Source organism: Ningiella algicola (genome assembly GCF_028401415.2).
In the GTDB taxonomy this organism is placed as follows: Bacteria; Pseudomonadota; Gammaproteobacteria; order Enterobacterales; family Alteromonadaceae; genus Glaciecola.
On the sequence record NZ_CP171821.2, the window covers coordinates 3,638,313 to 3,658,642 of the forward strand.

The 20,330-nt window shown below is 44.8% G+C and carries 13 protein-coding genes; 6 read left to right on the forward strand and 7 right to left on the reverse strand.

All coding sequences use genetic code 11. The annotated features are described in order from the left end of the window. Positions 1 to 48: 48 nt before the first annotated feature. Together PN836_RS15795 and PN836_RS15800 are read left to right on the forward strand one after the other, a co-directional pair. Positions 49 to 1,503 (forward strand): sigma-54-dependent transcriptional regulator, encoded by a 1,455-nt coding sequence (locus PN836_RS15795; RefSeq protein WP_395340045.1) that lies wholly within the window; start codon positions 49 to 51, stop codon positions 1,501 to 1,503. Continuing rightward, on the forward strand, positions 1,493 to 2,845 hold the full coding sequence (locus tag PN836_RS15800) for a sensor histidine kinase (protein ID WP_395340046.1): 1,353 nt from the start codon (positions 1,493 to 1,495) through the stop codon (positions 2,843 to 2,845). Before PN836_RS15795 ends, PN836_RS15800 begins: the two co-directional genes overlap by 11 nt. 87 nt (positions 2,846 to 2,932) lie before the next feature. Here the strand turns inward: PN836_RS15800 and PN836_RS15805 are convergent, their stop codons facing one another. The 3 genes from PN836_RS15805 to PN836_RS15815 form a co-directional block, all read right to left on the reverse strand. Continuing rightward, positions 2,933 to 4,363: an MFS transporter gene (locus tag PN836_RS15805; RefSeq protein WP_395340048.1), complete on the reverse strand. Its 1,431-nt coding sequence runs from the start codon at positions 4,361 to 4,363 to the stop codon at positions 2,933 to 2,935. Between the two features lie 226 nt (positions 4,364 to 4,589). Further along, positions 4,590 to 5,042, reverse strand: a complete 453-nt coding sequence (locus tag PN836_RS15810) for an SLATT domain-containing protein (protein ID WP_395340050.1) — start codon at positions 5,040 to 5,042, stop codon at positions 4,590 to 4,592. A 46-nt stretch (positions 5,043 to 5,088) separates the two neighbouring features. After that, complete coding sequence (locus PN836_RS15815; RefSeq protein WP_395340052.1) at positions 5,089 to 8,175, reverse strand: response regulator; 3,087 nt, start codon at positions 8,173 to 8,175, stop codon at positions 5,089 to 5,091. Positions 8,176 to 8,420: 245 nt separating this feature from the next. Here PN836_RS15815 and parC point away from each other — a divergent pair, with 245 nt between their 5' ends. The 3 genes from parC to PN836_RS15830 all read left to right on the forward strand — a co-directional run bounded on the left by parC (position 8,421) and on the right by PN836_RS15830 (position 12,390). Continuing rightward, complete coding sequence (gene parC, locus PN836_RS15820) at positions 8,421 to 10,769, forward strand: DNA topoisomerase IV subunit A (protein WP_395340054.1); 2,349 nt, start codon at positions 8,421 to 8,423, stop codon at positions 10,767 to 10,769. A gap of 30 nt (positions 10,770 to 10,799) precedes the next feature. Beyond that, positions 10,800 to 11,693: a putative RNA methyltransferase gene (locus tag PN836_RS15825; protein WP_395340055.1), complete on the forward strand. Its 894-nt coding sequence runs from the start codon at positions 10,800 to 10,802 to the stop codon at positions 11,691 to 11,693. A 151-nt stretch (positions 11,694 to 11,844) separates the two neighbouring features. Continuing rightward, the gene (locus PN836_RS15830; RefSeq protein WP_395340057.1) at positions 11,845 to 12,390 is read left to right on the forward strand and encodes a hypothetical protein; all 546 of its coding nucleotides are present in this window, start codon (positions 11,845 to 11,847) and stop codon (positions 12,388 to 12,390) included. Positions 12,391 to 12,459: 69 nt separating this feature from the next. Here PN836_RS15830 and PN836_RS15835 read toward each other — a convergent pair whose 3' ends face one another. Then, the gene (locus PN836_RS15835; protein WP_395340059.1) at positions 12,460 to 13,215 is read right to left on the reverse strand and encodes a LytR/AlgR family response regulator transcription factor; all 756 of its coding nucleotides are present in this window, start codon (positions 13,213 to 13,215) and stop codon (positions 12,460 to 12,462) included. Beyond that, positions 13,208 to 14,290 (reverse strand): sensor histidine kinase, encoded by a 1,083-nt coding sequence (locus PN836_RS15840; RefSeq protein ID WP_395340061.1) that lies wholly within the window; start codon positions 14,288 to 14,290, stop codon positions 13,208 to 13,210. The genes PN836_RS15835 and PN836_RS15840 overlap by 8 nt, the downstream gene beginning before the upstream one ends. Before the next feature lie 476 nt (positions 14,291 to 14,766). Here PN836_RS15840 and PN836_RS15845 point away from each other — a divergent pair, with 476 nt between their 5' ends. Beyond that, positions 14,767 to 17,733 (forward strand): TonB-dependent receptor domain-containing protein, encoded by a 2,967-nt coding sequence (locus PN836_RS15845; protein ID WP_395340063.1) that lies wholly within the window; start codon positions 14,767 to 14,769, stop codon positions 17,731 to 17,733. Between the two features lie 242 nt (positions 17,734 to 17,975). Here PN836_RS15845 and PN836_RS15850 read toward each other — a convergent pair whose 3' ends face one another. Both PN836_RS15850 and astD read right to left on the reverse strand, forming a co-directional pair. Continuing rightward, positions 17,976 to 18,812, reverse strand: coding sequence for a DUF1338 domain-containing protein (locus PN836_RS15850; RefSeq protein ID WP_395340064.1), 837 nt, complete (start codon positions 18,810 to 18,812; stop codon positions 17,976 to 17,978). Between the two features lie 11 nt (positions 18,813 to 18,823). After that, entirely contained in the window at positions 18,824 to 20,308 is a 1,485-nt protein-coding gene (astD, locus tag PN836_RS15855; protein WP_395340065.1) for a succinylglutamate-semialdehyde dehydrogenase, read from the reverse strand. Positions 20,309 to 20,330 lie beyond the last annotated feature (22 nt).

Consider the following 20,330-nt stretch of genomic DNA (forward strand, 5'->3'; position numbering starts at 1 on the left):
GTGTACGATAATGGACATTCGTATAAATTTGATATCCTGAAATCACTTATGTTGAATAAGGGCACAATACTCATTGTTGATGATGATGAAGATATTCTTATAGCGGCTAAATTACTGCTACGCCGTCATCAATTTGAGGTCACCACTTGCAGTGAACCAAGCCAAATCCCCGATATATTAAAAGCCAATTCTTTCAAAGCCATTATGCTCGATATGAATTTTGGGCCTGGTGAAAGCACAGGCCAACAGGGCTTGAAATGGCTGGAAACCATTCTTTCATTAGAGCCTGATTCGGTAGTGGTCATGATTACCGCTCATGGTGGAATGAATCTAGCGATAGAGGCTATGAAGCTTGGGGCCAGCGATTTCGTGATAAAGCCATGGCAAAATGAAAAGCTGGTGGCGACTATTTCAAGTGCGGCGAACTTAGGCGCCATGCGCAGCGAAGCCAAGCAGCTGCAAACAGCCAACAAGCTATTGGTAGAGGTTGCTAACCAGAGTGAACATCCGCAAATTCTAGGCAAGTCTGAGGCTATGCGGCATGTTTTATCCTTGGTTAGTCGCAGCGCGCCTACTGATGCAAATGTTTTGATACTCGGTGAAAACGGCACCGGAAAAGAGCTTATTGCTCGCGAACTTCACTTGCAAAGCAAACGACATAAACACATTTTTATGACCGTTGATTTAGGTGCTGTATCGGAAAGCCTTTTTGAGAGTGAATTGTTTGGTCATAAAAAGGGAGCCTTTACGGGAGCAAATGAAGACCGTATCGGCAAACTAGAAGCCGCCGATGGCGGAACGCTGTTTTTAGATGAGCTTGGGAATCTACCGCTTCACTTGCAAGCGAAGCTACTCACTGTGCTCGAACAGCGCAAAATTACACCCCTAGGTTCAAATCAATCAAAAGCCTTTAATGTGCGCGTCATCTGTGCAACCAATGTAAGCAAGCAAAAGCTAAGCGACGAAAGCCACTTTCGACAAGACTTACTGTTCAGATTAAACACCGTTGAGATAAGCCTTCCTGCTTTGCGCGAGCGAGCGGAAGATATTGAGGCCATTGCGCAATACTACACAGCGCACTATTGTAAAAAATATGGCAAACCTCTTCTAAGTATCGACCCTGCGGCAATGCAGGCCCTCAAAGCCTACCGATGGCCGGGCAACATACGAGCGTTTCGCCACGCCATCGAAAGAGCAATAATTTTAAGCCAATCTTCTACGCTAATGCTCGACGACTTTCAGCTTCAAGACGCCCATCAAATCAGCGTCGTGAATCATGCAAAGGAGTCTGAAGCGCCGATGATTAACACGGTTGGATCTGAGCACTCTCCCAGACTCACCGAAGCAATAGAACAACAAGACGATCTCAACCTTGACCAGATTGAAAAGCAAACGATTACCAAAGCACTTCGCACCTATCGATACAATATCAGTCATACCGCGAAAGCCCTAGGTCTTACGCGAGCGGCGCTCTATAGGAGAATGGAAAAGCATGGGCTTTAAACGATTTTCATTGTTAATAGGTGTCAGAACTGCGCTTACTATGATCAATTTGCTTGTATTGACTTACCTGTTGGTGACGCCTGGATATCATGCAGCGACAGTTCTCGCATTATTCGTATTGGTTGTTCAGTGCTACAGCATCGTAAAATTTACGGCGCGCACAAACGCCGAGTTGGTCAGGTTTTTAGATGCACTCAAGCATGCTGACTACTCTCAGCGTTTTGAATTATCAGAATTAGGCTCAGGCTTTAGTGAATTGGGCCTTGCATTTGAAGAGATACTGCATCGTTTTCAAACTGATAGGCGGCTTCAAGAAGAGCAATTGAGGCACCTCAAAGCAGTAATAGAACACGTACCCGTGCCATTAATTAGTGTCAAACAAGGCGGTGAAATAACCTTATGGAATAACGCGGCCAGACGGATGTTTGGCAGAGCGAACATTTTACGGCTGGACGATTTGGCTCAATTTGGGACTGAATTTGCTAGCGAACTTAGGACAATGAAAGCCGGTGATAAACGTTTGGTGGGGTTTCAAGTCGACAACATGAGCCAACAGCTAAGTGTGTCGATGACACAAGTGATTGTTGCCGCCGAGCAAGAGAAGCTGTTCAGCTTACAAGATATACAAAACGAACTCGATTCATCCCAACTACAAGCGTGGCAAGACTTAGTTAAAGTGTTGACACATGAAATTATGAACAGTATTACGCCTGTTGCGTCACTCGCCAATACCGCAGCTGATTTAATAAAGGACGCAAAACAACAAGCTCTCAAACAGGCGGATATCCAAGACCAACTGAACGACATAGCAAGTGCAGTTACCACCGTATCGCGCAGAAGCGAGGGCTTAATGAACTTTGTCAGCAGCTACAGAAAGCTTGCACATTTACCTGAGCCTAAAAAGGAAACGCTTAAGGTATCGGCGCTATTTGAGCAAGTGATTGAAATAGTCAAACAAGAAGACAGCACTAATTCCATTGAGTTTACGCAAACCGCGGTACCACAAGACTTGCAAATGAATGCGGACAAAACAATGCTTGAGCAAATGTTAATCAACTTAGTCAAAAACGCCCAGCAAGCCACCGATGGTGTCAGCCAGCCGTCAATATCACTTAACGCACGCCTGAATCGACGCGGTCATGTCCTTATTGAAATAGCTGACAATGGCCCTGGGATTGACGATGATATTGCCAGTAAAATATTCATCCCATTTTTCACCACCAAGAAAGAAGGGTCGGGCGTTGGCTTAGCGTTAACAAGGCAGGTAATGAACGCGCACAGCGGGTCAATAAAAGTCTCGGCAAGTCAAAATGGCGGGGCTTTGTTTAGTTTAGTTTTCTAAAGCAGTTATTCTGAAATAACACTTTACTGGCTCAATACAAAACAAAAGCACAATCAGTTAATTCGTAAAAAATGCTCTGTTGCATCATTAAATTTCGCCGCGCCGCTTGACTAATTTCGCTTTAATTTCTCGCGCCTTGTTTTCGTCCAAATCATAAGCCCACATTACCCAGATGGCCATGGCTGCGGTAACGGCAGGGATGATCACATCAGCAAGGCGCAATTGCGTCATGGTTTCGAGAGTTTGTGTGCTTAAGGAGGCATCAAACCCAACTAAGTTTAGCACCAAACCGCCAAGGATTAAGGCGATTGCATTGCCAATTTTGACCATTAGCCAGTAAATAGCAGCAAATGTACCTTCGCGTCGCGGCATGCCGTTGTTAAGTTCATCCAAATCGCAGACATCAGCTGTCATGCTCAGCATCAAAGTGAACAGTCCGCCAATACCAAAAGACATCAAGGGAATAGGCATAAACATAAGCCAAACATTGTCAGGACTGAAGCCAATCCATTTCAGTGAATAGCCTACAATTGAAAGGCATGTAGAAATGATAAATGCGTTGCGTTTTCCAAATTTGTCAGCCATCCACGAAACGATTGGTATCACAAAAAATGCGGTCATCACTGCGCTCATAGTCGCAAACCATGCCGGCCAGTTGCCTGCAGAGCCAAAGTCACCTTCAAACATGTAAAATACGATTATGAAATATGCAAAACTTGACACTAATTGAAAGCCGTTAAAGACTAAAAATGTAGCGCCGCATAGGCGTGCAAAGGCCGCATTTTTGAAGGTCGTTACAATGCCATTAATGATACTTTTTAAATTGATGAGCATGGTGCTAAAGGAAATTTCCTTACGATTTTCAATTTTTTCGTCGCTTATTCCTTTGCAGAGAAGTCCAGGTATTACGCCTAAAATAATACAGATACCACCTACTACGATGGCCATGTCTTGTACACCGTCAGCTTGTGTTTCAAACAGATTTGGATTGGCAATAATGACCCAAAACCAAGGGACAATCATCCATGCGATTTGCCCCATAAACTGCGACACCGCCATCAAGTGCGTACGCTCTTTATAGTCAGAGCTAATTTCGTAGCCAAGACCGACAAAGGGCGTTGCAAACATCGTGTTGCCGATAGTGAAGGCAAGTGAGAACAGTAAAAAATACACAAAATTGTATTGCTCAGAGGCATCCGGGTTCATTTGCCATAGCAGTGCGAACAATACCCCGCTTAATATTGCGCCAATCACAATGTAGGGTCGGCGTCTACCCCAACGTGACTTTGTGTTATCGGTAAGAAATCCCATGATCGGATCGGTAAGCGCATCGAATAGTCTTGGTAAACCCGTTAATAGACCGGCTAAAAATGGATCGATGCCATATGCGGTCACCAAGAAAAAAGCAAAGATATTTAATGAGGCAGGCAGTAAATTCAGTACTAGCGTACCTGTACCATAGGCAGCTTTTTGTCCAATAGGGACAATGTCTTTGAGTGGGCTAGGTGAGTCAGACATAACTATTGAAATAAACCTATGAGGTGATTCAAGACATTGGATGATAAACCTGAATCATCTTCGCATGTAAAATTAATGTTATAAGAGCATACATAACATCTTTACAGCGCGAAGTGTATTTTTTGAGATAACATGCAGCGATTTTGCGTTGAATGGTCTTTTGCGCTAACGTGCTGATTCCATATTAGTGTTAATACATACACATTGAATTATTTCGCGATGATCGTTAGGAAACAGTGCTGCTCGCTCCCGCAATCTCTTCGTTCCATTGTTCACCTGCATTGCTCAACAGTAGTTGAAATTTCTCAAACAGCTCGTCAATTTCCTCTGCTGGACTGTCCTGCGAAGTGTAAAATAATACCCTGCGCTTAAAATCATTTAGCAAGTGATACTGAGTGCGTTCATGGATCCACAGTTCATCGGCTTTTCGCAAGCCTTCGAACGACGCGAAAATACCGGCCATGGCACCAATCACCAAAATGGCGATGTTGAGGCTGGTTTGTATGCTGGGCATGTACAGCGCTAAGCCAGACAAAAGAGAGGTAAGCCCCGTGAAAGTGAATGCGAAATAGCGTAAGGCGCGATGCATGCTTTTGTGTCTTGAGGAATCTCGTCCAAACTGTGTAATTTTGGTATCGATTTCGCTGAGTAAAAATGCACGTTTTTCTACATGTGTCATATCCCTATTCCTTTAAAATTTGGAGCGATGTTTAGATTCTCATAAACTAAACAAAGCGCTGTCGACGTTTCGACCAGTCGTCTTGCAACAAGGCAACCTCTGATATTAAAGCGCTAACTGCGGTCTCAAAGCGATATTCCAAATTGTTTTTCAAGGCCTCTTCAAGCTCATAGCACATATTCTGCAAACGGGGTACGCCTGTGTAGCAGCAAGCTCCATGGAGTTTGTGAATACTCGCTAGCAATTCCTTGGTTTGATAGTTCTCTGCATACTGCTGAATCTCTTCTTGGTGCTCATTCAAATGACTAATAAAATCATCCATAAACGACATGGCTACTTCAGGATTATGATTAGAACGTCTTAGTGCTAGCTCCCAATCGATGCTCTCGGGAAGCTTCTCACCTTGCTCCTCTTGCATATCGCACCATTCGTTTATCAGCGCTATTAAGTTGTCTAACTGAATAGGTTTAGATAAAAAGTCTTCTAGCCCGCACTGCAAAAAGTGCTGCTTTTCCTCTTCCAAGGCATGTGCAGTGACGGCGATAATGGGTGTGCCAAGATTAAGCTGTGTTTTTCGAATGTGTTTTGTTGTCTCAATGCCGTCCATGGTGGGCATTTGGATATCCATTAGAATTAGGTCGTATTCAACCTGTTCACATTTGCTAATTGCACTTTGTCCGTCGTAGGCCAAATCTAGGGTGATGGGAGAGTTTTTTAACCAGGTTTCGAGCAGTCGTAAGTTTAGCTCCATATCGTCTACCGCTAATATTCGTACGCTGGGCAATTGCGTAATTTGTGTTTCGCTGATAGAGGGTTGAGCCTGATTTACGGTTGATTCTATTGAGGTTATTTTGCGTGCTGTCAAAGGTAGACGAACCACTTTGGTGGATACCGGAAGCACGCTAATAAGCGGATTAGGCGGCGGTGGCCCAGAAAATAAAATAACGGTATTTTTTGGCGCAAACTCACTGACTTTGTGCATTATTTCGCTACGCAGCTTCACGTGTTTTATTGGCAGTGCCACAAACAGATAATCGGCTTCGTTTACGTTTGCCTTAACTAAGCTTAAACTTTCAAAACTGCTGACGTCAAAGCCTGTTATCTGAAGCTGTCTAACCAAGGTGCGTCTCGATTCGCCCCAAGGGTCGTAAACTACCGCTTTGCGATTGAAAAATGGGAGTGACGGAGTTTTGGGGCGTGCATGGGTTTGCACCTTAAAGGGGATAGTCGCCTCAAAACTACTGCCAACCGAGGGTGAACTCTCTACGTTAAGCTCGCCTTGCATCAAATACACCAGTTCTTGGCAAATAACGAGTCCAAGCCCTGTTCCCTGATAAGAACGGTTTAATTCGTCCTCGAGTTGATGAAAGGCTTTGAAAATATTATTCAGTTCGTCTTTACTAATGCCGATGCCTGAGTCGTCCACTCGGATGGAAAGGACGCATTCAACGCTATTTAAAGCAATCACTTTTGCTCGCAAAGCAATGTGACCGTAGTTCGTGAATTTAAGCGCGTTGCTAATGAGGTTTGTAATAAGCTGTTTTAAACGAAAAGCGTCGCCTAATAAGTAATTGGGCATGTCGTCTACATCATAAATAAACTCAAGCTGTTTAAGATGTGCGGTTTTTGACATGGTTGCGGCGATGTCTTCGAATAACTCTTTGGGCTTAAAGGATTTCTCATTTAATGTAAGTTGCCCAGCCTCCATCTTTGAAAAATCGAGAATGTCGTTAACGAGTGTAAGCAAGTCGCTTGCTGCAGAATTGATGATCTTCACATGCTCCTCGCGCTCAGCCACATTGACTTTTGACTGTAACTCCTTGCTAAAGCCAATAATGGCATTTAGGGGAGTGCGAATTTCATGCGACATATTGGCTAAAAACTGCGATTTGATTTCACTTGCTTTTACTGCGTCGCGTCGCGCCATTTCCAGAACGACGTTTTGTTCCTCAACTAATATAAAGTTGTTTTCCGCGTCGGCACGTGCTTGCACAAGTTCGGTTTCAAGCTCATTTTGCCGCTTGCTTACGATAGACAATAAAAATGCGCCCGCTTGCACGTTAAGGGCAAGCTGGAACAGCTGTGCATTGAAGGTATTGGTTGCAAGGTAGCCAAATATATACATCGTACTGAGCAGCGCGCCAAAAAACATGACCAACCAGCCGATAAGCATAGGCCGCGCTGGCACAAAGCCGTTATGATAGCTTTGAAGGGCCGTTAAAAAATTAAGCCCCAGGCAAGTAAAACCGAGTGCGTATGACAGCACAAAACGCCATTCTACGGACAAAATCGGAAATAGCATGATAATTAGAATAAAGGTGGCGACACCCATAAAAATCATTAGCGATTTGAACAAGTAAGATGCGTACAAGCGGCGAGGAAGCAAGCTCGTTGAAAATGCGCACGCTGCTAAGCACAGCAAAATAAGGAGCTCCTCTGGCAGCAGTAAATCGATGTAACCGCCGATGTAATCGCTTAACAGATGGCTGTGACCACTCCAATTAAGTTGCCATATCAACACAACAGCAATATGCAAAAAGAAAAGTAAATTATTAAGGCTGGGGTAGTTAAACGAAAAACTGATGGCGTACATAGCCAGAATTAAAATCGCTCCGTAAAAGCCTCCCCATAGCAAAAAGTCAATTCGGTTGGTGAGATCGTGTTCGGTTTCGCTTTGAATATAAATGGGGGCCAGTAAAGACATACTTGACGAAGATGCATAAATGAAAATATCGACTTTTTCTTCTTTTGGCAGCTCAAATTTAAAGGTAGGGTGGGCATAGGATGAGTTTTTGTTTCGGATCCCGTCGCTGGCCTCGTATATCGTATTTCCTCCCCTGACAATATACATGCGCGCGTCATGCAGCTGGGCAAATCGAATCGACAGCACCCACTCATTAAGTTCGGTTTGATTGATCACTTGTGCATGGAACCACAAACCATCGCGTACAAAGCCAAAATTAGAGCGCGTCGAGAATTGATAAGGTAAGGTGTCTTTTACTGCTCTAAACTCATTAAACTTGAGCGGTTCGCCGTCTTGCCAATATACTGCAAATTTAGGTGTGACCAGTTCCGCTTCTTGGGTTTGCGATAGCACTATTTCGTTTTGCGCAAATACGCTTGATGGAAACATTGCAGCGCAAGCTATACACAAAAGAAACCGTATAAGTATGGTCGGAAACAATAAGGTCTTGAGTTTGTTCAATGAGAAGTTATGCTTTTGTCAAAAATGCGATACCATGAACGCTAATATAAAGTGTCGCGAGACATATGTACACTTTGCAAGGTATCAACAGGCCCTTGCGTCTTGATTTCTTATAGTGCAGTTACCTAAAACAAAAGTGCTAATAATTTCACTTACCCAAAGATCATCGATTTATGAATAATGATATAACAATAAACAGTGATGGTATTGAACAGCTTTCATTAGGACGATTTACCGAAGACGCCTATCTCAATTATTCCATGTACGTCATCATGGATAGAGCGCTTCCGCATATCGGGGATGGCTTAAAACCCGTGCAGCGCCGCATCATTTATGCAATGTCTGATTTAGGACTAAGCAACAACGCTAAATATAAAAAATCGGCGCGCACCGTAGGTGATGTTTTAGGTAAGTTTCATCCACACGGTGATTCCGCGTGTTATGAAGCCATGGTGCTTATGGCTCAGCCTTTTTCGTATCGCTACCCCTTGGTTGATGGGCAGGGAAATTGGGGGGCACCCGATGATCCAAAGTCTTTTGCTGCGATGCGATATACCGAAGCCCGCTTGTCTAAATTCTCTGAAGTATTGCTCAGTGAATTGGGTCAAGGCACGGCAGATTGGACACCTAATTTCGACGGCACACTGCAAGAACCCAAAGTACTGCCCGCCCGCTTACCTCATATATTACTCAATGGCGTTACGGGTATTGCCGTTGGGATGGCAACAGATATTCCGCCTCATAACGCGCGCGAACTTGCCAACGCATGCGCCGCGCTACTCGACAACAGCCGTGCACAGCTATCAGATATCTTAGAGTATGTGCAAGGTCCAGATTACCCCACTGATGCCGAAATCATCACGCCCAAAGCCGATATTCAAAAGCTCTATGAAACTGGACGCGGCAGCATAAAAATGCGCGGTGTGTTTCATGAGGAAAACGGCGAGATTGTCATTACCGCGTTACCTCATCAAGCCTCTGGCGCTAAAATTCTTGAGCAAATCGCGGGGCAGATGCAAGCCAAGAAGCTTCCTTTTGTGAGTGACTTGCGCGACGAGTCAGATCATGAAAATCCAACACGTTTAGTCGTGACACCGCGCTCTAACCGCGTGGATGTTGAGCAAGTGATGCAGCATTTATTTGCCACCACTGACTTAGAAAAAAGCTACCGCGTTAATATCAATATGATTGGTTTAGACGGCAGACCGCAAGTCAAAGACTTACGCGCTATTTTGAGCGAGTGGCTCGTGTTTAGAAAAGACATGGTCACACGTCGCTTGCAGTTCCGTTTAGACAAGGTGCTTGCGCGCTTGCATATTTTGGAAGGTTTATTAATTGCCTTTTTAAATATTGATGAAGTGATTGCTATCATTCGCAACGAAGATAAACCCAAACCGGTGTTAATGGAACGTTTTGGATTATCTGATACACAAGCTGAGGCCATTCTAGAGCTAAAACTTCGTCATCTTGCTAAATTAGAAGAGTTCAAAATTAAGTCTGAGCAAGACGAATTGAGCAAAGAGCGTGATTCTCTTGAATTACTGCTTGGCTCAGATAGACGTTTGAAAACCCTGATTAAAAAAGAAATTTTAGAAGCGGCAGACATTTACGGCGACGACCGGCGCTCTCCCATCGTTGAACGTGGCGAAGCAAAAGCCCTTAGCGAAAAAGAACTTGTGCCCTCTGAGCCAGTAACGGTTGTCTTGTCGGAAAAAGGCTGGGCAAGGTGTGCTAAAGGTCACGACATTGATGGCGCAAACCTGAGCTACAAGTCGGGCGATAGCTACTTACATAGCGCTAAAGGCAGAAGCAACCAGCCCTCCGTCTTTTTGGATTCCTCCGGGCGGACCTTCTCGTGCGATGCGCACTCTTTACCATCCGCTCGAAGCCAAGGTGAACCGCTAACAGGACGATTCAGCATTGTTGGGGGTGAGCGCGCCGAATATGTGATCATGGGGCAAGATAAACAGCAATATTTAGTGGGTTGCGATGCTGGCTATGGTTTTGTTGGGCATTTTGATGACATGCTCACCAAAAACAAAGCCGGTAAAGCCTATGTTTCGCTGCCCATGGCTGCAAAAATTATGTGTCCACAGCAGCTTGTTGATATAGAAAGCGACTGGTGCTTGTGCATTTCTAATCAGGGCCGCATGCTGTTGTTCCCGCTGCGTGATTTGCCTGTACTGGGCAAAGGTAAAGGCAATAAGCTAATGAATATTCCTTCTGCCAAAGCGAAATCCAGAGAAGAGTATCTGACTCAGTTAGCGGTGGTGCCCGAGCAAGCGAGTGTAAAAGTGGTAGCAGGTAAGCGAGTGATGACCTTAACGCCTTCGGATTTGTTGCATTACCAAGGTGAGCGAGGACGACGGGGAAACAAGTTGCCAAGAGGACTTCAGCGAGTTGATGAAGTAGAGGTCATCGCAAAGGCGGCTGCTGTTACCGATGACCAAGCGCTAGCGCTAGACAACGAGCAGAGCGCAAATGACTTGCCTGATAAAGATGCATCCGGCGACGCAGAGTAAGCGTTTAGAACGGATGAAAATGAACGCATAATGGTAAACTCATCATGGATTTGTCCATTGTGCTCCAGCGCACTTCATCTTAAAGATAAAACTTACACATGTGATTCAGGCCACGCTTTTGATATTGCAAAATCTGGATATGTCAATTTATTGCCCGTACAGCATAAGAAGAGTAAAGATCCCGGCGACAGTAAAGCGATGGTGCAAGCACGTGAAGCTTTTTTGGCCTCAGGTAGCTATAGCGCACTTGCAGAAAGTCTTTGCAGGAATATCGTTGAGCTAATTGAGCAACACGGTCAACAAAGTGAAGCATTTAGTTTGTTTGATGCGGGGTGTTCACACGCTTACTACTCTCGCTTTATCCAAAAACACATCCGTGAGCATTTCGGCGCTCAGAGAGTTCGCGTCAGTGGTATCGACATATCAAAAACTGCGATAGAAAAAGCCGCAAAATCATATAAAAAAGATAATAAAAACGAAAATTTAGACCTATCTGCAGGTGCAAACTTTGCCGTTGCGAGCACCTTTAACATACCGCTTGAAGACAATAGCCAAGATTTTGTACTTCAAGTATTCGCGCCATCAGACGCGGAGCAAATCCGCAGAGTATTAAAACCCAATGGAAGGTGGTGTGTGGTGACGCCAGGCGCGCATCATTTAAAAGAATTGAAGCGATTTGTGTACGATGAAGTCAATACTCATGATGAGCAGTTTAATGTACCAGAAGGCTTTATATTTGAATCTCGAAATGCTCTGAGTTTTGAATGCTCCCTCAACACATCAAGCATGCGAGAGAACTTACTTGCCATGACCCCCTTTTATTGGCGCATATCAGATGAAAACAGAGTCAGATTACTGCGGTCATTAGAAAGAGTAAGCGCCGATTTCTCAATCCATATGTTCATGAGTGACAAATGGCTCTGAAATATGCCATGCTATCTATGACATCTGAAACACTCGCAAATCGTGCTGTCTTGCATCCCTTCAAGATGATAACGCAATATTACTAGCTTATGCTTTAAACAACAGGTAGTAATGTTAGCCAACTCAATAACGCTTATATAGGAAAAACAGGATGACTTTATACAAGAAGACTTTCGTAACACTGGCGCTCTTATCCAGCTTGTGGTTCGCAGGAAATGCGCAGGCATCACTCATCGGTGATGCTATAGACCTAACCTTAACGGGTGATCTTGAAATTCAAGATTTAGGTGTGATTGTGAGTGACGACGTCGAATTTTTAGGTGGCGATATTGCAACACAGTTTGGCGGGTTTTTCTTTATCGGTGAATCTATAGATATTGGTGCGAGCTCAATTATTATGGATCTAGACCTTCCACTAGGCGAAAACGGCTTTCTCGTATTCAGTAGTTTGGATTTAGGCGCTGACATCACATCAGCCACACTCACGAGTAACAATGACGCTGTGACTCAGGAAAATCTTAGCTTCACAGCAAATTCGGTTTCTCTGGATCTTGCAGACTGGTTTTTCGCAAGTGGCGAGGCGCTTTTGCAAATAGACCTCGGGGTAGACGATATTGTGGTGGAGGCGAACTCTCCCTCCGTCTTATCCCTGCTGCTGTTGTTGGGCTGTGGCATATTCGCACTAAGAAAACGATAACAGCAATGAAAAGGCTTGCACTGGAGCAAGTCTTTTCACTCAAACCGCATACTTTCAGTATCGAATTGGCTAATGTGTAATTTCTTCAAGTTTCGTTCGATTGCGGCGCGATAAAGTCAAGGTATCACCGTTTTCAAGCAGCACTAAATAGTCACCTTTATCGTTGGGGCGAAGTTCCACTATCTTATTGCGTCTTACAATAGACGAGCGGTGAATCCTCACAAAGCACGATGGGTCAAGTTGCTCCTCAAGTGTGCATAGTGTCTCTCTATGCAATACGGTACTGTCGTCGCTTAAATGGAGTTCAGCGTAGTTTCCCGCCCCTCTGATATAATGAATATTGTCGACGTCAATGAGTCGAATGCGCCCAGTGTCCCTGATCACTAAACGGTCGCGATAGTTATGTTTTTCAGTATCTGCGCTTTTGCTAAGCGCATCTTGCAAGATTGGATAGTGTTGCATGCCTCTTTGGTGAAAACGCTCGGTTGCGCGCTCAAAAGCTTGCAAAAATCGCCCATCTTCGTAAGGTTTGAGAACATAATCAGCTGCGCTTAATTCAAAGGCTTTAAGTGCATAGTCGTTGTGCGCGGTGGCAAATATGACGACGCATTTTTTGGGTAAATGTTGAGCCAGTTCTAGACCTGATGCGCCAGGCATTTCAATATCCAAAATCGCAATGTCTGGCAGTGCTTGATGAGATAACGCGAGCGCTTCATTGCCGTTGCTTGCTTCTATTACTTCACCCACATAGGGTATCTGACTTAACAATAATTTGACCGTGTCTCGTGCCAAGCTTTCATCATCTGCAACTAGTACTTTAAGCATCCTCTGCTCCTATTGGAATAACTAAAACCGTCTCAAACAAACCGCCATTTAGGGGAGTAAGCTCTAACTTGAAATGATCGTACAATTTGGATAATCGTTTTCGGGTATTGGACAGGCCGATGCCGAAGCCTTCGTGTCTATCGTTATTAGCCACTTTGTTTATCATCACAAAGTTTAAGTTACCGTCGACCCTAGAAATTTCTACACTTAGCGGGTTTTGATTGGACTCAAGCTGTGAGCCATGTTGCACCGCGTTTTCTACTAAGGGTTGTAAAAGCATATTGGGGATGTGCAAATCGAGACAGTCACTTTGCACTTGAATATGGGTATCAAGCTTGTCAGTGAAGCGTAATTTTTGTATTGCTAAGTAGCTGTTGATAAATGATATTTCATCTTGTAAACGGATTTCCTGATGGTTTTTGTTCTCAAGTATTTTTCGCAGCATTGTGCTCAGCTCAGATAAGGCAAATACCGCTTGTTTTTCGCGTTTAAGCCGCACTAAGCTGGCGATGGTATTTAAAGTGTTAAACAAAAAGTGTGGGTTTAGCTGCGAGCGAAGCGCTTTTAATTGCTCTTGAATCAATAAATTCTGCAAACGTTTGACTTCATACTTTTCGTGTACGCGACGATGATAAATACCAATGCCTCTCGCACCCACAAATACACACGCATATATGATGATATCTAATTGTGCACTAGAAAACACAATGTGGGAAAGCGATGTCCAAAAATCGATGAGGCTTAATTCAAGAAAATAAAGGCGAAAGAAGTTACATACGCACCAATAAGTGGCCAATAACGAAATGGCACTCAAGAGATGGAAGAATATTTTTTGATGGGTAGATTCGAAATTAGCCTCAATGCGTTCAGAAATAGCAAAGACGGCTGCCGTTACCCATATCCAATGTAAAAACCAATAGCTAGCACGAAACCAGATGGAAACCCATGTCTGCGGAGAATCAGAGTTAAGCGTCGCAATCCATTGAATATGAACAAACAAAGCCGAGGCCGCTAACCATAACAGTATATTGGTTGCCCAAAAGTAATGTGTTAATGACGACTGCTTATTGTTCATTGTTGATATGTGCCTTGCACGGTAGATGGTATTAAGATAACTGTCTTTTCACGATTAATCTACTTATGGACCTTCACCCCGTTCGTCCCTGAGTACTGCACTTTAGTCCCAAACGCGTATTGGGCTTTGATTTTTAGATATCTGTAAGGGCTTAAGCCAATGAATTTATTATAATAAATTCAGTCGATTACATTTTTTTACGGATGTAACACTTTCTTACGATTTATGCCTTCGGCGAATAAAGTGAAGCGAGTTCCCCCCGTTTGTCCCAAATCACATACCGACTATCACAAGGTTTTTACACTTCACGGATAGCGCCTAGTCGGCGCACATCATTGGGCATAATTTAAGCTCGAGCGCATCTTTTTTGTGCTTGCTAACAACAATATGTCTCAGAGCGCCATGTATTCGAGCAGTACGAACAGCCATGCACGTTTTCGGTTTGCAATGGCGCTTATGAGCACTAGGGAGACAACATGTTCAACAAATCAAAAGTCGCGCTTTCGGTCAATTTTGCGCTTAGTATCGCCATAATGACTGCAGGCAGCGTTCAGCTTGTTTCTGCACAAGAAGCAAGTGCTGTCGATGAAGCAAACGTGGAAAAAATATCCGTCACAGGGAGTCGCATCCGTGCCCCAGGCACTGAATCCACAAGTCCAATTGTATCAATTGGTGAGGAAGAGATAGGATTTTTAGCTACCCCAGAATTTGAACGGGTGCTTAGGGTTTTACCCTCTACCATACCTGCTGATGGTAGTAACGCCAATAACGGCACAGCAGGTGCTGCAACTATTGACTTACGTGGTTTGGGGGCCCAGCGGAATCTCGTTCTACTTGATGGTAAGCGTATGGTGCCGTTTAACTTTAACGGCCAAGTTGATACCACTAATATTCCAACGGCACTGATTGAGCGCATTGATGTTGTTACCGGTGGTGCTTCAGCAGTGTATGGCTCCGATGCAGTAGCCGGCGCGATTAACGTCATCCTCAAAAAAGACTTTGAAGGCGTCGCGCTTGACTTGAATCATTCACAAACTGGCGAGTCAGACGGTGATCAAGACGCCATCGCATTGACGGTCGGTTCAAATTTCGACGATGGCCGCGGAAACGCTGTGCTATCCATTAGCTGGTTTGAGCGTGAGGCGGTCAGACTGGGTCAACGTCCGCTAGGGCAGTTGGGTATTAACTCAAACTCTGGTGCGGGCTTTCAAGAATTCTTAGATGGTCAGGCACCGGCAGAGCCCCCTTCAGGCTGTGGTGGTCCAAATGTGGTTGATTTTGTGAACGGCAGTGGCTCTACTACCGCTATTCCTACCCGTTTTGAATTAATAGGCACAGGCGTGTCAGGGCAGTTTAGAGATGATAGAACCTTAAGCGCTGAGTGTAGCCGTTTTAATTTTAATCCGTTTAACTTTTATCAGACACCTGCTCAGCGTTATTCGGCAACCGCAATAGCCAACTATGAAATAAATGACCATGCGGAAGTATATGCATCATTTAATTATTCAAATAGCTCGGTGGATCAACAAATTGCACCTTCAGGCACCTTTGGTTCGGCCTTCAACTTACCACTTTATAATCCGTTTATTGGTGATCAGGCGCTTACTTGGATTTTAGATGGTGCGAATGATGCTGTGGCCGATGGCTCGTTAGTTGATGGCGGCAGTTGGACAGATACTAATGCAAATGGCGTGGTTGACTCTGAAGATACGCTCAACGTGCGTCTTCGTCGACGTACTCTTGAATTGGGCCCAAGAACCGAACGCTTCGACTCTGATATCTGGCAGCTAAATATGGGGGTTCGTGGTGAAATCGTTAACGGTTGGGAGTACGACGTGTCTTATCAATACGGCGAGTCTAATAGAACGACCGTGAGAGACGGATATACCAACCTTCCAAATATCCAGGCGGCCCTTGATAGCAGAGATGGCGTGACCTGCGCGTCGGGTGGTACTTGTGTGCCGATTGACCTTTTCGGTGGCTTTGGCACCATAACTGAAGAAATGGCGGGTTTTGCAAGGGCAATTGCCATACAGCAGCAAAAATATGAACAAGAAATCGGTACAATAGTGGTAACCGGCCCCGTAGACGTAGTTACATTGCCTACCGCAGACGCGCCGTTGGCAATGAGTTTTGGTTTCGAGTTTAGAAATGAAACGGGTATTCTAGACCCGGACGAATGTTTAAAATTGGCTCCGGCAAGTTGTCAAGGTGGAGCGGGCGGTAATTTGCTTCCAATTGAAGGCGGCTACAAAACGCAAGACTTCTATTTTGAGGGGATTCTGCCACTTATTGACGGTATGACCTTTGCCGAAAAAGTGGATTTAGAATTTGGTTTCAGAAGCTCAGATTACGATACCATCGGCACCACCGAATCATGGAAGTATGGTGTGAATTGGCGTCCGACTGAAGAATTCTTGGTACGCGTAATGAAGCAGCGCGCAAACCGAGCACCCAATATCGGGGAGTTATTCTCACCGGTTACATCTGGCTTAAGTAACGCGACGCAAGACCCATGCTCAGTCGCCAATGCTGGAAATATTGATGCTGCGCTCACCGCGCTTTGTGTTGCAACAGGGATGTCGGAAGCTCAGGTAGGTGTCATCCCGGATATCATTTCAGGGCAAATAAATACATTTAACGGAAGTAATCCTGTTGAACCGCCGGGCCCTGAAGAAGCTGACACCACTACCGCAGGCTTTGTTTGGACACCTAATTTTGATGCCTTTACAACCTTTACCTTATCTGCAGATTATTATGATATCGACATTCAAGACATCATTAATAGCTTCAGTGCCCAAGAAGTATTGGATTCTTGCTACATCCTGGGTGACTTAACAGAGTGTGCAAAGATTAATCGTGTTGGCGGTGATTTGACTGGGTCTTCAGCTGGGGTGAACTTGTTCACCACCAACCTTAACTTCTTAAGAGCTGAGGGTATCGAAATAGCCATGAATATCGGCATGGATTTAGATGAATATGGAGAGCTAAACTTCACCGCAAACATCAATAAATACCTGACTCAAGAATCGCAGAGTTCCGATACGGTGCCGATTATCGACTGTAATGGCTTTTATGGTACAAGCTGTACACCGATTTCAGATCTACGCTGGATACAACGCACCACATGGAGTTTAGATGATTTGACTGTTTCGCTTCAGTGGCGACACATCAACTCTGTAGATGTTGAACTCCCGGAAGCAAGTTTGCGTTTCGAAGAGTTTAGAACCATCGATTCTTATGACTACTTCGATCTGTTTGCAAGTTACCATGTCACTGAGTGGGCAATCGTAACCGCAGGCATCGATAATATGTTTGACGAAGATCCCCCGGTTCTAGGTAATCAAATAGGCGCTACTCGCGCTAACTCAGGCAATACATTCCCAAGTCAGTATGACACTTTAGGACGTATTTATAAGCTGGGACTCAACTTCAGATTCTAATACCATGTAAGGGAATCTGAGCACAATTAAAGGCGCTGAAGGCAATTCAGCGCCTTTTTTTAGCAGTAACTAATAAAGACCAATGGAGTTGAAATTTGAGCAAAAAAAAAGAAGGCCAAATGGCCTTCTCAAGCATCTAATGTCTAGGGATAGTATTTAGGTGCCTTTTCATAATACTGAACACCCAAAGCGATTAAAGCCCAAAGGGACGAACGGCATAAATCCTGTGATTAATTGCACAATTACGCCGATGAGTTAGTGCTTTCAAATATTTTATCCGCTGATGCAGCCACAAAGCCTTGATAAAGCTCGCCATTTTGCATGGGATATCGCTGCGCGAATTCATAGAAACAACTGGGGATATTAAGTTCCGTATCGCTGAACTTAACAATAGCTTTGTCGGCCATGGTTGACGACTGGGCTAAGCAAACGTCTTTGCCTCCTTTGATTTCGCCGCCAGAGGTGTTGAGTTCAAAACCGTTCTCTTTAAGAATGCGATTTACCTCGGCCAATTCGGTGATGGAGTGTAAATGATTAACGCTTACCGTAAAATGATTAGCACGATAGCCCCAAGCCGCCATCCACGCAGCATATTCTGATTCTTCAAGCAGTCGATAATATTGCTGACTGCTTACTTGCCAATGCGGGCCTGAGTATAAGAAATTGTCAGCTTTTACTGCTGACGCATCCATTTGTTCAACAAGTCGATGAATGATAGATGCAGCATCTTTACTGAGCTCATTAACACGCAGTTCGCTGATAAAGACCTTTGGCTGCTCTGGGTCGGGATGTTGAAAGTGCAGTGCGCTGAGTTTTTTTGCTGCAAAATCGTATTCACCGCCTTGTTCATAGCCTACGGCTTTAAAATGTGCGGCAAGCTTATCAAGGTTGACCGATTCAATATCAAAGGTGCGAAGCGCAATATGGTCATTTACGATGGCGTCAAATCGATTGTCTTGCGAAGTAGCTTCGCCTTGGTCGTATTCACTCAGTATACGATGAATCTTTTTAGCAGAAGGGGTAACTTCTAAATAGTTTTCCCATAAGCCGTTAAATAATGCGTCAACACTACTGTGCATAATAAGCCTCTTTAAATGTTGTCCAGATTAAGCCCGGGGCTTAGCGTTGATGGGAGCATGACTTTATCAAGCTCTACTGAGGCAACAGGATATGCGCAGTAGTCGGCCGCGTAATATGCGCTAGCGCGATGATTACCACTTTCTCCAATACCCCCAAACGGCGCAGCACTGCTGGCACCGGTAATTGGGCGGTTCCAATTCACAATGCCTGCACGTATGCGCGGTAAAAAGTAGTCATAGTCGGCTTCGCTATCGGCAAGTAGACCCGCAGATAAGCCAAACTTTGTGTTATTGGCAAGCGCAATAGCGTCATCAATATCTTTATATCGAATCACCTTTAGCAATGGACCAAAATGTTCTTCATCAGGCATATCGCGAGCGATGTTTGTCACATCTACAATGCCAGGGCTGACAAAACCGGTACTGGTATCGCTATGCTCAAGTGCAATCAATGCTTTTGCACCCATATCAATTAACTGCTGCTGGGCTCTCACCATAAGCGCCGCTGCCTTAGCCGAGATCATTGCACCCATAAAGGGTTGGTCATTAGCATCGTAATGGCCTACTTTAATTTGCGCGGTGGCTTTTACTAAGCTTTCGAGCAATTGGTCGCCTTGAGCTGTGCTTGGTACAAACAGTTTGCGGGCACATGTGCAGCGTTGCCCAGAGCTAACAAATGCCGATTGTATAATGTCGTGAACAGCGGCTTTAGTATCTGCTACTTCAGTCACAATTAATGGGTTGTTGCCACCCATTTCAAGCGCAAGAATTTTTCCAGGGTTACCGGCAAACTGCTGGTGCAATAGCTTCCCGGTGTTGGAACTTCCGGTAAAAAATAAGCCGTCAATATCGCTATGGCTTGCAAGCGACTTTCCGGTTTCTACCTGCCCCTGTACCATGTTCAACACGCCATCAGGCAGTCCCACCTCTTGCCAAAGCTTTAGGGTTAATTCGGCTACCAGTGGCGTTAAGTCGCTGGGTTTAAACACAACCGTGTTGCCCGCCAGCAGCGCGGGAATAATGTGGCCATTTGGAAGGTGGCCAGGGAAGTTATATGGGCCAAAAACAGCAACCACACCGTGTGGTCGGTGACGAAGCATGGCCTTTCCGGCGGGCATTGGGTTTTCAACTGTGCCGGTTCGCTCTTGGTAGGCGCGCTCACTTATGCCCGCTTTACCGATCATTGCCGCAACTTCAGTTGCCGTTTCCCACAATGGTTTGCCCGTTTCTTTGGCAATCGCATGTGCGAGCGCGTCTTTATTGTCGCCAAGCACTTGTGCAAATCGCTTCACTAGAGCTAAGCGTGCGTCAAATTGGCTCATTGACCATGTAATAAAGGCCTTTCGCGCTGCTTTTACTGCATTGTCGACTTGTGGTGAGCTTGCTGCTTGTCCGCTCCAGACGGGAGCATTCTTGGCTGGGTCAATGGAGTTAAATTCTTCCCCATCTCCTTTCACCCATTTACCATTGATAAAGTGTGTTGTATTAGATGACATAAGCTCGCTCCTAATGGCGTTG